The sequence below is a fragment of the Microcoleus sp. A003_D6 genome, assembly GCF_036702825.1.
In the GTDB taxonomy this organism is placed as follows: domain Bacteria; phylum Cyanobacteriota; class Cyanobacteriia; order Cyanobacteriales; family Microcoleaceae; genus Microcoleus.
Map to the genome: position 1 here is coordinate 1 of NZ_JAUBWA010000149.1, position 14,150 is coordinate 14,150.

Here is a 14,150-nt window from a genome sequence, read left to right on the forward strand (position 1 = left end):
TAATTTTAATAATTTCAGAAATCGCGTATTAGCTTGTTTTTCTGATTAGATAAAATTATCACCACAAGTTCAGGAGAGCCATACAAGCTAATTTTTGTATAAATAAACAATCTTAACATACCGAACCAGTGGAACTAATCGACAGCATAATAATCTAAATATAAAATCCCAAATCTTAAATCAGTAAGATGCCATTACTTGAAATAGGAGATCCGGCTCCCTGGTTTTCCGTTCCTTCTACAAATAACCCCTTATTTCATTTCCAGACCGTTGGCGGTCGGCGAGTCGTGCTGTTTTTCTTTGGCAGCGCAGCTTTTGAACAAATCCAAGTTATCCTCAAAAGCTTTCAAGAGCTTTCAGAAGAATTCCAAATCTTGCAAGTACCGCGGTTCGGAGTGAGCGTTGATGCAGCAGACAAAGAACAAAACAGACTGACAACAATTGCTGCGTCATTCATCTTTTTTTGGGACTTGGATAAAACAGTTAGCCACCAGTACGGCGTTTGCCGAGATGTAGAACAAAATGGAACTGTTGGAGTTCATTATGCACCCCAAACTTTTGTTCTCAACGAAAACCTGCAAATAATTAATATTTTCCCGATCGCCGAACCGCACCAACACGCCCGGCAAGTATTGGATTTTATTAAAAATTTGCCCCCAATAGAGGAAGCCCGAGCAGCCACTCGCCACGCCCCGGTGCTGGTAATTCCTAACGTTTTGGACAAAGTTTTTTGCCGTAGTTTGATCGATATTTACAAAGCTGACGGTGGCAGTCCATCGGGCTTTATGAGGCAAATAGAGGGGAAAACTGTTGGCCTGCACGACGATAATTTTAAGAAACGCCGAGATTTCTTTATTAAAGACCCGGAATTGCAGCGACAATTGAGTGCGATTATTTTCCGCCGGGTGCGGCCGGAAGTAGAAAAAGCTTTCCAATTTACAATTACCAGGTTTGAACGGTATTTGATAAGTTGTTACGATGCCGAGAGTGGCGGTTATTTTCAGCCTCACCGCGACAATACGAGCAAAGGTACTTTGCACCGCCGGTTTGCGATGACGCTAAACTTGAATGTGGGGGAGTACACGGGGGGATTTTTACGGTTTCCAGAGTACGCGCCGCACGCTTATAAAGGCGATTCTGGGACGGCGATTATTTTTTCGTGTTCTTTGCTGCACGAAGCGACTTCGATGATTAGCGGCCAGCGTTTTGCTTTGCTGTCATTTTTCTACGGCGAGGAGGATGCCGAGGTGCGGAAAGCTAATTTCAAGTATGTTGCTGCTGATTCCGATTCCCGAATTGGAGAACCTGCGTGAGGAATGTCACTACCGTTGTACAAGTCCTAAAATAATTACAGGAGGTAGTTAGCAGTTAGCGACCAAACCTAATTACTAGCTACCGATCGCTAAATACTAAAATCGATCGCCATGAATTTCAAACTTCTAAGTTTAGCAGTATCGGGAATTTTAACGGTTGGGGTTGCAGCCAGCGCTGCTGCGGTTGTTACGGCGCCCCTTGGAGCGTCGGAGGCAGATTTAACGGAATTTAACTCGGTGCACGGACAAGGTGCGATCGCCCAAAATGTCGAAGAACAAACCAATATTCGGGTCTACGAAAAGGCCAGTCCGGCCGTTGTTACCGTCGATACAGATAAATCTAACGGCAGCGGCACAATTATCAGCCCCGACGGCATGGTTTTAACCAACGCCCACGTTGTGTCCGCCGGCGGTACCGTCAATATCATTTTGTCAGACGGCAGAAAACTTGTCGCCGATGTCGTCGGATTCGGCGAAGAAGGTCTAGACTTAGCCGTGGTTAAGATTCGCAATCAAAACAATTTGCCCACAATTCCTTTAGCCCCCCCAGGTTCGGTGAAAGTCGGGCAACAAGCATTTGCGATCGGCAATCCATTCGGTCAATTTCAAGGTACTTTTACAGTCGGAATCGTCAGCCGCATCGACTTGCAGCAGGGCTTAATTCAAACTGACGCCGCCATCAATCCCGGCAATTCTGGAGGGCCGCTGCTCAACAGTTCAGGAGAATTAATCGGCGTCAATACTTCTATTTTTACTCGCGGTCGGGGCGGAGGCAGTATCGGTATCGGTTTTGCAATTTCAGCAGACAAAGTACCCGCTTTCCTGACAGCGGTGCGAGAAGGGCGAGCTCCCCGCGTGGCTCAAGCCCGATCGCCCTTTGGCAACAAATCACCTGAAAAAGTTCCGTTAAACGGGCCCGCCGTCAGCGGTAAACTCACCGACAAGTCTAGCGTTCTGCCCACCGACAACAGCTTTTTTGACCTCTACTCCTTTGAGGGAAAAGCGGGCCAGGAAATCACAATAGAAATGAAAAGTCAAGAGATCGATGCTTATTTAATTTTGCTCGGCCCCAACCAGCGCGAAATCGCTCAAGATGACGACGGGGCCGGCAGTAAAGACGCCAGAATTAGAGTCAGGCTGCCAGCAGACGGGACTTACACGTTAGTGGCAAATTCCTACGAAGCTAGGCAGTCGGGGGCTTATACGTTAGAACTGAAAGCGAGTGCTCCTACCGAGCCTTCTCGGGCGATTTTGGAAGAAGAAGGCGCTTTAGCCGCAGGCGGCCCAGTATTGCCGTCTGACAACAGTCTGTATCGCGAGTATACTTTTGAAGGTCGATCGGGTCAGTCTGTAGCCATTTCCCTCGAAAGTACAGATTTCGATCCCTATGTGGCTATCTTTGGCCCTAACGGCCGATTAGTGGCAGAAAATGACGATGCGAGCGATTCCACTAAAAATTCGTTTCTCACCGTTACTTTGCCCGCTACGGGTCGCTATCGCGTAATTGTCAATGCTTATGATGCTTCGGGTCGGGGTCGTTACACTCTAACTGTCCGTTGAAAATGGGTAATTGGTAATGGGTAATTGGGAATTGGGAATTGGTCGAATTATTGTGCTTCCTGCTTCCGTGCATTCATTAAATCCGTTACAGAATCCGTTGCCGAACTTCCTTCTTCCATCCGTTAAATCCGTTACAGAATCCGTTGCCGAACTTCTTTCTTCTTTGCAAATCGAGGTAATTCATGCGTCAAGTTAGATTTTGGGCGATCGCGCCAATTGCTCTACTAGCTACTTTTTATGGCAAACCGACTCTCTCCCTGCCACTTTCAAATTCAAGTGGAGTTGCTAACAGCAGTTCCACTCTAATTTCAGCAGAATTTCCTCAAAATTCACCTGATGCCACGCTGGCTGGCAAGGCTGTTTTAGCTCAAGCAAGCCCCAAGCCGTCGCCATCTCCACAGAGTTCGCCAACTCAGAGCCCAACAGTACAACCTTCGCCGAGTCCTGCTGGGGGCTCGTCTAAAGTCATTTTAGAGCAAAACGGAGAACTCACCCCTGCTAAGTCTTCTGTACTGCCCTCGGACAGCAGTTTGTACGACGAGTATACCTTTGAAGGCACTCAGGGTCAGAAAGTGCTTGTTACCGTAGAAAGTAGCGAGTTTGATACTTATCTCGCTATTTTCAACTCCCAGGGCGAGCTACTTGCAGAAAATGATGATGCCACGCAGCAAAATTCCAATTCTGAGCTTACTGTTACCTTGTCTGCGAACGGTCGCTACCGCGTCATTGTCAATGCTTACGATCCGCCTCCAAAAGGTAGAGGCAAGTACAGTTTGACCGTCCGCGAAACAACTGGAAATTAGTCTGAACGAAACTTCCGAGTCAGGACACGGCAATGCCGTGTCCCGATAATTATAGGACGATCGCACTACAAGCAACTACTATCCACTTTGGTAAATTCATATGTTTGTATGCCACTATAAATGTTATAATCTTGTACTTTTAATTTTATAAACTCTATTTTAAATAACTCTTAAAAGTAGAATGGAAGCTGAAAGAGCGATTTTAAATAACTCTTAAAGGTAGAATGGAAGCTGAAAGAGCGATAAATTTTCAACTTCCATTCTTGATTTTGATTAATTTAACGCAGACCCAGCCAGGTAAAAAAATCCTGGCGGGTGAAGAATTCTAGCAGCAAAAGTCCCACGAATCCCACCATCGCAAATCGTCCGTTGATTTGTTCTGCATAGGCATTCCACCCAAAGGCTGGTTCTGGTTTTGGGGTATTTGGGGCTGTCGGTTTTGGTGATGGAGGAGTTTTAGCAGTCATTTAAAAGTTTTGAGTTTTGAGTTTTGAGTAGTGACTTTTGGGAAGCTTTGCGATCGCACAACTTCTAATTTACAAGAGAAATGACAGCCGATCGCTAATCTGCTGACTTTTCTAAACTTTGAACCGATTCGATCAGATTTCGCACGGTTTCAGTACCTTCTGAAGGCTCAAAAAACAGCGGGAACTTGCCGCGAGCGATCATTCTCAAACCCAACGGGCCCAGACTCAGCAAACCTTTAACGTCGCGGAAGTAGTTTCCTACTACTTCGATGCCAAATTTGCGCTCATCTATCCAGCCGCCTTCTTTGACGAGATCGATTAAGACTTTGCGGTGGCGGATCGATCGGCTGGCTTGGTCGTCTTTGCGATCGAGAATCTCTTGTTTAATCTTACCAATTTGATCCATCGGCGCAACTTCCATCGGACAAACCGAGTTGCAGTAGTAACAGCGCGTGCATCCCCAGACGCCTGCGGTGCCTTCGTTGTATTTTTCGAGCCGATTTTCGGTTTCGCTGTCGCGGGAGTCGGCGATCGTGCGGTAAGCTTTGGCGAGGGCGTGGGGGCCGACAAATTCCGGGTTGACTTCGCGGGCGTTGCACTCAGAATAGCAGGCGCCGCAGAGGATGCAGTTGCCGGTTTGGTCGAGTTTCGATCGCTCTTCTGGAGTTTGCAGAAATTCCCGTTCGGGAATTGCTCGCGAGGCGGTACTGACATAGGGTTCAACTGCTTCGAGGTTGTCCCAAAAACTCGTCATGTCAACAACCAAATCTTTAATTACCGGCATATTTCCCATTGGGGCGACAGTAATTTCTGGGATAAAGTCGATCGGCTTTTCTGCTGAGCTGGCATGGGCTATTTTTTGCAGTCTGGCGAGTTCGCTGCCGACATTTTCTTTGCAAGCTAATGCCGATCGGCCGTTAATCCGCATAGAACAACTGCCGCAAATTGTATTGCGGCAATTTTTGCGAAAAGCTAAAGTGCCGTCCTGTTCCCACTTGATGCTGTTGAGGCAGTCGAGGATGGTATTGCTCTCATCCACGTCTAGGGTGTAAGCGTGAACGCGGGGAGCCTCGTTTTGATTTTGGCGGACTACGTTAAAGCGGACTTGCATATTTTGACTGAGGAATTTAGTATCTATTTTAAGCTGAATTTTCTGCTTCCATAGAAAGCTATTTTTTAACAACTACCTAAAGTAAGAGATTTAACCAGTTTTTATTATTGCTCGCTCAAAGGCACTAAGTCGCAAGTCATAAATCCTAAATTGTAACTTTTTTAAGCGGATTTTTTGAGATGTTAATAGAAGAGAAAAGTAATCGATCGCTGCAATTTGCGAGTCGGAGGTGCCTGATGTCCAGCTTGTTTGTATTAACTTTCATGTTTTCAACGCCGGCCTTTTGTCTGGGTCTGCTAAATCCTCAATGGGTGGGACAGGGAACTCGCAAGCGATCGGCTGCCTTGTACGGCGGGTTGATGGCAGTTTCGTTCGTTTTACTTGGGGTTACAGCACCTAAGCCGCCGCAACCAGTTTCCTCGGGGCTGCTGGCCTCAACAGAATTGGCAGAATTTAGGGTAAGCGCACCTTTACGCTGAACGTAGCTGGGTATGCATCTCACCAAAAAACGAGCGAGAAGCCCCTGGCTTTAGACATGGGGAGGAACGCGGCTGCGACTTCAGTCGCCTTGAATTAGAATCCATAGGAATAGCCATCTTTTTTGTGAATAGATTTACAATATTTATGACTAATTCCTGCTATTCTTCCCTTCATTGTGGCGATGTCGAACGAACCAGATGCACGGCAAAGGATTCGTCCGATATAAGAACCAACTTTTTTGCCGGCGGTGACAGATGCGTTGATAATATCGCCAGTTTGAAAACCGAAATGGATTTGTTTTTTCGACCTGTGTCGAATTGGAAAACCAAATTTATCTGTGCCACACATCTGTCGCGTACCGTGTCCTGCCGCTTTAATCAGTAGCGGTTGCAGAGTTAGCACTTTCAAATCTTCGACTTTGCCTACACAGGCAGCATCTAACCAGTGAGATTTGGGTAGCTGCAATCGAGTGCGATTGAATTTTGTTAAGCCACCGCTACCAGTAGAAACTGGTAAGCCAGTCAGGTGGAGCCGATTAAATAACGCCCAGCGAGTTGAATTGACTGCTGTTGCATCTTTTAAAGGACGTTTTGCTTGAGATAGAATCTTCTTCAAAATATCTGGCTTCTTAGATAGGAATTGCTCAATGTTTTGAGTTCCCTTACGAATATTACAATTCTCGCAAGCAAGGCAAAGATTAGAAATGCGATTAGAACCCCCCTTAGCTTTGGGATGAATATGTTCGACTTGTAATGGTGTATTCGTAACCCCACAGTAAGCGCACGTTCTATCCCATTTGTTCAGCAAATATTCGCGGATCTCGTAGCCACATAAGACACCTTGCTGGTACTCCACTCCGCTAATTTCTGGGTTTTCTAGTTGTTGTAAGTCGAATCGCACAAGCTCTTGAACAACAGAAGTAATTGGCGCAATTTTTATCAACTTAGTTACCCATGTCAGGGTTGTTTCGACACGATGCTGTAGACTTGGAGCTAGCCATTTTTTAGGACGAATTCTATTTAGAAACCTTGCTTTTCGATAACGAGTATGGCGACTTCTCCTGCCTTTACGCAGTGAACGGCGAGACTCCAAACTGGCTTTAATTGACTGACCTCGATGAGTTAATTCTGCACCAAAGATTACATTTTTTCCTTGGACTAATGCAATTCCCGTAGTTTTGGAGCCAGGGTCTAACTTGATAGTGATTGGCTCCTGTGGTTCTACTATCTCTACCTTGAGAATTATCGTGAATGGATATTTTTTGAAAACAGCAGCTTTGCCAGTGGTTAACAATTTACGAGCCATCCCTGGGCGGATTGGATTGAGCGGTCGTTTGTGGGTATCAAGCACAAAAATGAAATTAGACATAAAGTCCTCCATTGCTGGGTAAAGTTCGCTTCGAGAATGTTTTATGAGCTTGTTATGCCAAAAGCACTGGTTTAACCCCCGTTAAGCCTGTTTAACCTTTAGCGATAGAGCGGAAAACTAGCGACGCATTCTCCGGTATCATGACTCTAAAAACGTAGGTCTAATCCTGTCTCTGGTAAGGTTTGGGCTTTCTTCTCGAACCGCTCGAAACGAGCCGGACTTCCTAAAAGCCCCCGCTTTTAAGCGTGGGGTTCCTTACTTTTATGGCAGCGTTACGAGAAATTTTACCAGGACTTACGCCCGGTTGGGGCGAGAAACTTAGTTTTTTAAGAAAAATACTTGGTTCTACTCATTTACTGCAATTAAAAACCACGGTTTCTGGGCGTCGGAGTGCGATCGCGAACTGTAGGAAAAAGTCGCGGGTTTAGTAACGAGAAATACACTCATCAGCCGGGTTTCACCCGCTTAGGATATCCAGCGTTCTACTTTGTAAATCATAGGGATTTGGGATTGGGTCTACCGATAAAGAAGGAAGTTCACTTCTCAGGACTTACGCACAGAAATTAAAGAAATCGGGTTTTTTAAACAGATATCCTTCGTGCTTCACCTCGTATTTTGGTAAAAAAAACCCGGTTTCTGCGTCCTGGACTACTTCTATTTTTTACTGGTAAAGGTCGCTATGTTTAATTTTTTCGTCTTAAGCTTTCTATTGTCGATCCCTGCCTTCTTTCTGGGTATTGTTAATCCGAAATGGGTGGCCGCACCAACCCGCAAGCGATCGGTCGCGATGTACGGCGGGTTGATGGCGGCTTCGTTTGTACTTGTTGGCGTCACCGCATCTCCTCCGTCTCAGGAAGTTTCAATGGCGCTTCCGGCCCCAAGCGATCCGCTAGTATCATCTCAAGCCGCTAAGCCGTCACCGCTTTCGGTAGTGCAGACACCCAAGCCGGAGACTGTCAAGACAATATTATCAACACCGAAACTTGGCTTAGCGGAGACACCTGCACTTGCCAAACCAGAGCCCGATCGCAAATTGTCATCTTCAGTTAAATCTGTCGAAAGAACCGCAGAGATAGCTCTTGATACACAGCAGCCAAAGACAGATATCAAGAAAGTTATTTACGAGTCTTCTGAACCCAAGGTTAAAAGTGCCGATTTTCCGAGTTGCGTTAACTCGGATTGCAACTGTTCTGATTTTGCGACTCAAGCCCAAGCGCAGCGAGTTTTAGAGGCATATCCGGGCGATCCGTTTAAGCTCGATCGAGATAAAGACTCGATCGCTTGCGAAACATTGCCTTAGATTTACTCTGCCAAAAACCTCGGTTAATGCTTTGGATTTTTTCGGTGATTGTACCAATTGAAGAACGCAGATCGATCGGCTAAACTTGTGTAATTGTTGAGCTTGCGGTGCGGGTGCAGCTATGACTTACAGCTTGAGAATTGTCGATTTGCCAACGAGTGAACGGCCGCGGGAACGACTGATGGCGGGTGGCCCGAAAAGTTTGGCGACTGCGGAATTGATTGCGATTCTCCTGGGTACCGGTCAGGGGCCCGGCAAACTTTCCGCCGTCGGACTCGGACAGTATATTTTAAACCAGTTGAGTTTGCATTCGCGCGATCCTCTGGCTGTGCTACGCACTATTAGCGTTCAGGAGTTGACGCAGATTCACGGGATCGGCCCTGCTAAGGCAACTTCGATTTTGGCTGCGGTGGAGTTGGGGAAGCGGGTGTTTCAGTCGCGGCCGCCGGATATGGCGGTGGTTGACTCTCCGCAAGCGGCGGCGGATGCGCTGAGTCAGGATTTGATGTGGCAGTCTCAGGAGCGCTTTGCTGTGGTGCTGCTGGATGTGAAAAATCGGCTTCTGGGAACTCAGGTAATTACGATCGGCACAGCAACGGAAACTTTGGCTCACCCACGGGATATTTTTCGCGAGGTGATCCGCCAGGGGGCGACGCGGGCCATTATCTCGCACAATCACCCATCGGGGAGTGTGGAGCCTAGCCCGGAGGATATTGCTTTGACGCGACAGTTGCTGGCGGGAGCGCAGTTTTTGTCTATTCCGCTGCTGGATCACTTGATTTTAGGGAATGGCGAGTTTCGGAGCTTGCGGCAGACGACGACGCTTTGGGACGAGTATCCCCAGGGGGATTGAACTCTTATGCTTAACTAATGTGATGGCTGTCATTAGTTATTTGTATCTTTGGGCTCTCCAACGGCTGAATCAGCCGTGACAGCAGGCTAATTGTCAGGCTGGAGTCCCCAGCGAGAGCGTGTTTTGGCTGAATGTCGCTGCTGATACTTAGTTTCTAGCGCAACTCGGTTAATCTATTATAGGTAGGCTGAAGAGGTCGCTAATCCGATTTTTTTTAAGCATACTAAACGTATACTGAACCAGCACCTAAATAAATACCCAGTTATTAAGAAATTCTTAAGTGGGAACTAAAAGAAACGGTGTGGTGATAGGAGGAGAACGTGTTTCTGAGACTTGCAGAACAACACCGTAAATTCGTCCAAGATTTGGTAATGAACCTCCAAGCTTTAGCGATCGTGCTAGAGCGTAGGGGTTATCTGGCATCCTGCTACACTTGCGGCGGCCAGATGAACAGTGCCTCATTTATGGTCAGTTTGACGGACAACCATCTAATTCGATTTTTAGTTTCAGATTATGGCATCACTTGGACTGAGATGCGGGACGACCGCGAACTGATGAAACTCGAAGGTGCAGAAGCTATCAGTCAGTTACAAGAACTGGCAAATCTCGTAAAGTATCAAATCCAACCTTCGGAAGCTACTTTAACGACGGCGCAGCGAGTTTAGCGATTGCACGGTTCCTCCGAAGGCGACTTTCAGAAAGTCGGTGCTCAGATGCTGCAACCGAATCCCCAGCTCCTTTAGTTGAGAGAGTTCATCTAGGTGCACAGCGATGGCAGCTCAACAGACAAGGGTGCTTTCAGAAGCTGAGTCTAGCACTCAGTCGATCGAACGCTCATCTGTCAGACGGCATAGTTCATGCAAAAAGTGTCAAACTTAGAACCTTTAGTTTTTCGCAGCAGTTGATTCTCCCTTGAGAGTCATGGGCAAAATCTGGAAGTGCTACTTACTGCTCGTCGGCTGCGAAGTTAATTTTCCCCTTTGGCATTCAAAAGTCAAGGAATTAAAATTAACTTTGAGTAAGCAGGTAAAATTTAACATCCAGAGTGAAAATGAGGCTGTGAAGATTGGGCGAAAGGCAGCCCCGGGGTGTGAGGTGCGGGCGAATTGCATTTATTTTTGCTTTTCGATTTAGCCAATAAAGCTAACAATTAACTTGAAACAGCATCATTGCTGTAAAAATCTCACAGCCGGCTTTAGCCGGCTAAGTTTTGTGTAAATCTAGGCTTCTGGGCAATGTTTTGCTGTTAGGTTAAACGGCTCTTTGAAGTGTACGATCGCAGTTGCTACACTCATATTTTATAATATTTTAATGATTGCTCTGAAAATATTTATCGCGAAGTTAGGAATCTCAAGCAAATGGTAAATTTAAGCGAACTTCTAGAACCCATCGCCAGTCAATTTCGCAGTCTGGGAATTCCCGAACCGATTACCCATTGGGGACACCCTGTAATGATGGGGATCGTGGTGGTGGCGATGGGCAGTTTTGTCGGGTATACGGGATGGCAGGGACGTTTGGCCACCGATAAAGATATCGCACTAAAAAGTGGATCGGATCACCGCAAGCTTGCACCGTGGATGTTTCTGTTTCTAGCTTTGGGCTATACAGGCGGCTTGCTGTCGCTGGTGATGCAGCACCAGCCAGTCATGGAAAGCCCGCATTTTTGGACAGGTTCGGCAGTGCTGGTTTTGCTGGCTGTTGGCAGCTTGATTTCGCTAACGGGTTTTGGGGGCAATAAGCTAGCACTGCGAGCGGTTCACGCTTATTTAGGCACGACGGCTTTAGCACTTATGGTGTTGCACGCGGCTTTCGGTTTAAAATTGGGGCTGTCTATTTAGAAGAGGAAGAGGAAGGGGAAGGGAAAGAATTTCAGTTGACAGTTGACAGTTGACAGTTGACAGTTGACAGTTGACAGTTGACAGTTGACCTGGGATAGCGACCTCTACCTGGAAGGAAGAGGATTGAAGTAATGAATAATCTTCTTTTAATTTCTCCCGATCGGGGAGGGCTTTAAACCAATTCTTTCTGGTAAGGAAAGAAATTTTGCTATAACTTACGCACTCTTAGCCAGAAACCTGGTTTTTTACCCAAATTCACGGCGTTTAGCTTGTATACTCCGGTTGAAAAACCCGGTTTTTTTGGTAAGGAGTGCATAAGTCCCGCATCGGTTTCCCTGAAATATTCCCCCTCTAAAATACTAATTAATGAATCAAGCAACGGGTGTCATTTTCTGTCTGGCCTACATTTTGGGATTGATTTCTACAGCGGTTTCTTGGGGTAAATACGGGATACTTACTTTGGGAATAGCCGCCTCCGTCGCTGTGCCGAAATTGTTGCGAAAATTTGCTCGAAATTCTGTCAAAGTTACAAAAAAAAGACGCAGCAGAAAAAAAGAAAATGCTATTGAAGAACCCTTAAATGCGAGGGAAGAATTGAGTTTGTGGGAGATGCTGCCGAGATCGAAGTGGGTGTGGGCAGTTGCGGGTTTGGTTGCCTTTTTAGCTAGCGTTTATTTTGCAGTTCGATCGCCCCAACCGGCAATAGATGACATCAGCAAACTGATTCCGGCGGTTGGGAACACTCAAGAAGTGGCGGTGACAGTTCGCGGTAGAGTTGTCAGTACGCCGCGATTGACTCGATCGGGGCGATCGCAATTTTGGCTAGAAACAGATTTAGTTAGCGAAATAAACGGTGGCGAGGGAGGATCAGTTGTCAACCGCCCAGTATCCGGCAAACTCTACGTTACAGTGCCGCTGCTGCAAGCAACGGGTTTGTACGCCGACAATACGATCGCAGTTGTGGGATCGCTTTACAAACCGCAGCCGCCGTCGAATCCGGGGGCTTTTGATTTTCAAGCATATTTAGCCCGAGAGGGGGCTTTTGCAGGGCTCAAAGGCCGTCAAATTGATTGGAACAGAGAAAATGCGATCGCGGATGTAAATCGAGTTAACAGCCAAACGGCTGCTTTCTGGGAGTCAAGCGGGATGCAGCCATCGAAAATTCAAGCGATGCGACAGCGGATCGTGCGATCGCAGCTATCGCAGTTGAATGTTCCCGAAGGGCCCTTGATTAGTGCGATCGCCCTCGGCAAACAAGCAGTTGATTTACCTTACAACATCCGCGACTATTTTGTGCAAGCTGGATTAGCCCACGCGATCGCAGCTTCCGGCACTCAAGTTTCGATGGTTTTGGCTTTAGTTATAGCTTTAACCAGGCGTTTTTCCAAAAAGTTACAATTTGGATTTGGCGTAGGCGCTTTATTTTTGTTGGTGGCACTAACAGGCTTTGAAGCTTCAATATGCCGCGCCGCATTGATGGGATTTGGCACATTATTTGCTTTGGTGTTAAGCCGCGAAGTTAAGCCGTTGGGATTGCTGTTAATCGCTGCTACTATTTTACTGATCGTTAACCCTTTGTGGATTTGGGATTTAGGTTTTCAACTGAGTTTTTTGGCTACTTTGGGGTTAGTCGTGACAGCGCCCCCGCTGATGAGCAAGTTGGACTGGATGCCGCCCGCGATCGCTTCGATTGTGGTAGTTCCAATCGCGGCTTCAGTCTGGGTGCTGCCGCTGCTACTTTACGTTTTTAGTGTGGTATCACCTTACAGCATTTTAGTCAATATTATTGCGGCTCCTTTGCTGTGGATTTTGAGTATTGGAGGGATGGTTAGCGCTTTAGCTGGATTGATTTTTGGGCCTGCTGGCAGTGTTTTAGCGCAACTGCTGGACTATCCGGCGAAAGGGTTAATTGCGATCGCCCAATATTTCTCGCAATTGCCCGGTAATTCGGTAGCTGTCGGTCAAGTATCGGTGTTTCAGCTAATCGCGCTTTACAGTTTAATCTGCTGGGTTTGGATTGGGGGAAGTTCGGCAACGAATTCTGTAGCGGATGTAACGGATAGAAGGAGGAAGGAAGAAAAAAGAGGGAAGCAGGAAGTAGGAAGGAATAAAAATCAGGGAAAGGTGAGAGGGAAGAAGGGGAAAAGTAGAGTTATTTCGCTGCCGAGTTTTTCATCTGCTTGGATTTTACCGCTGGCGCTGGCGGCGGGAATAAGTATTATAGTTTTGCCAGCTTGGCACACTCAGGCATCTTTATTTCAAGTTACTTTGCTGGCGACATCTGGCGAACCAGTGTTAGTAATTCAAGATAAGGGAAAAGTGGCGCTGATTAATAGCGGTGATGAAAATACCGTGAGGTTTACAGTGTTGCCTTTTTTGCAGCAGCAAGGAGTTAATTCTGTGAATTTTGCGATCGCCACTCACGGTCATTTAGGTTTGAGCGGTGGTTGGGGAAAATTACTAGAACGCTTGCCAATTAAAACATTTTATGATAACAACGCTCCGAAACAAATTCACCGTGGCAGCAATCAGGAATTTATGACGGCTGTGCAATCACGCCAAGGCGTTTACTTTCCTTTAGAAACTAACAGTACCGTCGATCTGGGTTCGACGCGGTTGCAGCTAGTGAATGCGGAGATTCCGGTGGTAGAATTGCTGGTGGGCGATCGAACTTGGTCGATCCTCGGTGAAATGACACCGGAAGCGCAAAATATGTTATCAAAGAGATTGGCAGCAACGGGAACCTTGAAGCCGGCTCAAGTGCTGTTGTGGTCGGGAAAAAGCCTGACGGCGGAGTTATTGGGCGCAGTCAGGCCGCAAGTGGCGATCGCCTCTGCCGACGAAATCGACCCAGAAACCGCCGCCCAACTGCGCCAAAGCAAAACCCAGATTTTCTGGACAGGGCGCGACGGAGCCCTCCAGTGGACTCCAGCGGGGGGATTTAAGACAACTCTGGAATCTGAAGAAAATCAAACTTCTTTTTTTTGACACTCCCCGCGCGATCGCGACGGGGATTCTTAAGACATTTCGGTCTTAATATCCCTATTACTAGGGTTT

At 46.9% G+C, this 14,150-nt stretch carries 12 protein-coding genes; 9 read left to right on the forward strand and 3 right to left on the reverse strand.

Going from position 1 to position 14,150, the window contains the following annotated elements; translation table 11 throughout:
* Window positions 1-188: 188 nt before the first annotated feature.
* The 3 genes from QUB70_RS28015 to QUB70_RS28025 all read left to right on the forward strand — a co-directional run bounded on the left by QUB70_RS28015 (window position 189) and on the right by QUB70_RS28025 (window position 3,676).
* A complete protein-coding gene (locus QUB70_RS28015) occupies window positions 189-1,313 on the forward strand; it encodes a redoxin domain-containing protein (protein WP_332984834.1) in 1,125 nt (374 codons plus the stop codon).
* Between the two features lie 111 nt (window positions 1,314-1,424).
* On the forward strand, window positions 1,425-2,873 hold the full coding sequence (locus tag QUB70_RS28020; protein WP_332984835.1) for a trypsin-like peptidase domain-containing protein: 1,449 nt from the start codon (window positions 1,425-1,427) through the stop codon (window positions 2,871-2,873).
* A 182-nt stretch (window positions 2,874-3,055) separates the two neighbouring features.
* Window positions 3,056-3,676 carry a pre-peptidase C-terminal domain-containing protein gene (locus QUB70_RS28025; RefSeq protein WP_332984836.1) on the forward strand — a complete coding sequence of 207 codons (621 nt, stop codon included), beginning with the start codon at window positions 3,056-3,058 and terminating at the stop codon, window positions 3,674-3,676.
* A gap of 278 nt (window positions 3,677-3,954) precedes the next feature.
* Here QUB70_RS28025 and QUB70_RS28030 read toward each other — a convergent pair whose 3' ends face one another.
* On the reverse strand, window positions 3,955-4,143 hold the full coding sequence (locus QUB70_RS28030) for a chlorophyll a/b-binding protein (protein ID WP_332984837.1): 189 nt from the start codon (window positions 4,141-4,143) through the stop codon (window positions 3,955-3,957).
* A 94-nt stretch (window positions 4,144-4,237) separates the two neighbouring features.
* Window positions 4,238-5,254 carry a succinate dehydrogenase/fumarate reductase iron-sulfur subunit gene (locus tag QUB70_RS28035; protein ID WP_332984838.1) on the reverse strand — a complete coding sequence of 339 codons (1,017 nt, stop codon included), beginning with the start codon at window positions 5,252-5,254 and terminating at the stop codon, window positions 4,238-4,240.
* A gap of 236 nt (window positions 5,255-5,490) precedes the next feature.
* On the opposite strand from QUB70_RS28035, the gene QUB70_RS28040 reads away from it, so the two are divergent.
* Complete coding sequence (locus tag QUB70_RS28040) at window positions 5,491-5,733, forward strand: hypothetical protein (protein WP_332984839.1); 243 nt, start codon at window positions 5,491-5,493, stop codon at window positions 5,731-5,733.
* A gap of 94 nt (window positions 5,734-5,827) precedes the next feature.
* On the opposite strand, the gene iscB is transcribed toward QUB70_RS28040, so the two are convergent.
* The gene (iscB, locus tag QUB70_RS28045; protein ID WP_332984840.1) at window positions 5,828-7,102 is read right to left on the reverse strand and encodes an RNA-guided endonuclease IscB; all 1,275 of its coding nucleotides are present in this window, start codon (window positions 7,100-7,102) and stop codon (window positions 5,828-5,830) included.
* Between the two features lie 754 nt (window positions 7,103-7,856).
* Here iscB and QUB70_RS28050 point away from each other — a divergent pair.
* The 5 genes from QUB70_RS28050 (at window position 7,857) to QUB70_RS28070 (ending at window position 14,081) form a co-directional block, all read left to right on the forward strand.
* Window positions 7,857-8,402, forward strand: a complete 546-nt coding sequence (locus QUB70_RS28050) for an excalibur calcium-binding domain-containing protein (protein ID WP_332984842.1) — start codon at window positions 7,857-7,859, stop codon at window positions 8,400-8,402.
* A 121-nt stretch (window positions 8,403-8,523) separates the two neighbouring features.
* Window positions 8,524-9,255, forward strand: coding sequence for a RadC family protein (gene radC, locus QUB70_RS28055; RefSeq protein WP_332984843.1), 732 nt, complete (start codon window positions 8,524-8,526; stop codon window positions 9,253-9,255).
* A gap of 320 nt (window positions 9,256-9,575) precedes the next feature.
* A complete protein-coding gene (locus QUB70_RS28060) occupies window positions 9,576-9,920 on the forward strand; it encodes a DUF1815 family protein (RefSeq protein ID WP_332984844.1) in 345 nt (114 codons plus the stop codon).
* 693 nt (window positions 9,921-10,613) lie between these two features.
* On the forward strand, window positions 10,614-11,093 hold the full coding sequence (locus QUB70_RS28065) for a DUF4079 domain-containing protein (protein ID WP_332984845.1): 480 nt from the start codon (window positions 10,614-10,616) through the stop codon (window positions 11,091-11,093).
* Window positions 11,094-11,459: 366 nt separating this feature from the next.
* Window positions 11,460-14,081, forward strand: coding sequence for a ComEC/Rec2 family competence protein (locus tag QUB70_RS28070; protein WP_332984846.1), 2,622 nt, complete (start codon window positions 11,460-11,462; stop codon window positions 14,079-14,081).
* Window positions 14,082-14,150 lie beyond the last annotated feature (69 nt).

Bases quoted from the DNA above. Each gene is read 5' to 3' on its own strand.
- QUB70_RS28065 (WP_332984845.1), top strand. From the start codon at position 10,614: ATGGTAAATTTAAGCGAACTTCTAGAACCCATCGCCAGTCAATTTCGC.
- QUB70_RS28025 (WP_332984836.1), top strand. From the start codon at position 3,056: ATGCGTCAAGTTAGATTTTGGGCGATCGCGCCAATTGCTCTACTAGCT.
- QUB70_RS28035 (WP_332984838.1), bottom strand. From the start codon at position 5,254: ATGCAAGTCCGCTTTAACGTAGTCCGCCAAAATCAAAACGAGGCTCCC.
- iscB (WP_332984840.1), bottom strand. From the start codon at position 7,102: ATGTCTAATTTCATTTTTGTGCTTGATACCCACAAACGACCGCTCAAT.
- QUB70_RS28040 (WP_332984839.1), top strand. From the start codon at position 5,491: ATGTCCAGCTTGTTTGTATTAACTTTCATGTTTTCAACGCCGGCCTTT.
- QUB70_RS28070 (WP_332984846.1), top strand. From the start codon at position 11,460: ATGAATCAAGCAACGGGTGTCATTTTCTGTCTGGCCTACATTTTGGGA.
- QUB70_RS28020 (WP_332984835.1), top strand. From the start codon at position 1,425: ATGAATTTCAAACTTCTAAGTTTAGCAGTATCGGGAATTTTAACGGTT.
- QUB70_RS28030 (WP_332984837.1), bottom strand. From the start codon at position 4,143: ATGACTGCTAAAACTCCTCCATCACCAAAACCGACAGCCCCAAATACC.
- QUB70_RS28015 (WP_332984834.1), top strand. From the start codon at position 189: ATGCCATTACTTGAAATAGGAGATCCGGCTCCCTGGTTTTCCGTTCCT.
- radC (WP_332984843.1), top strand. From the start codon at position 8,524: ATGACTTACAGCTTGAGAATTGTCGATTTGCCAACGAGTGAACGGCCG.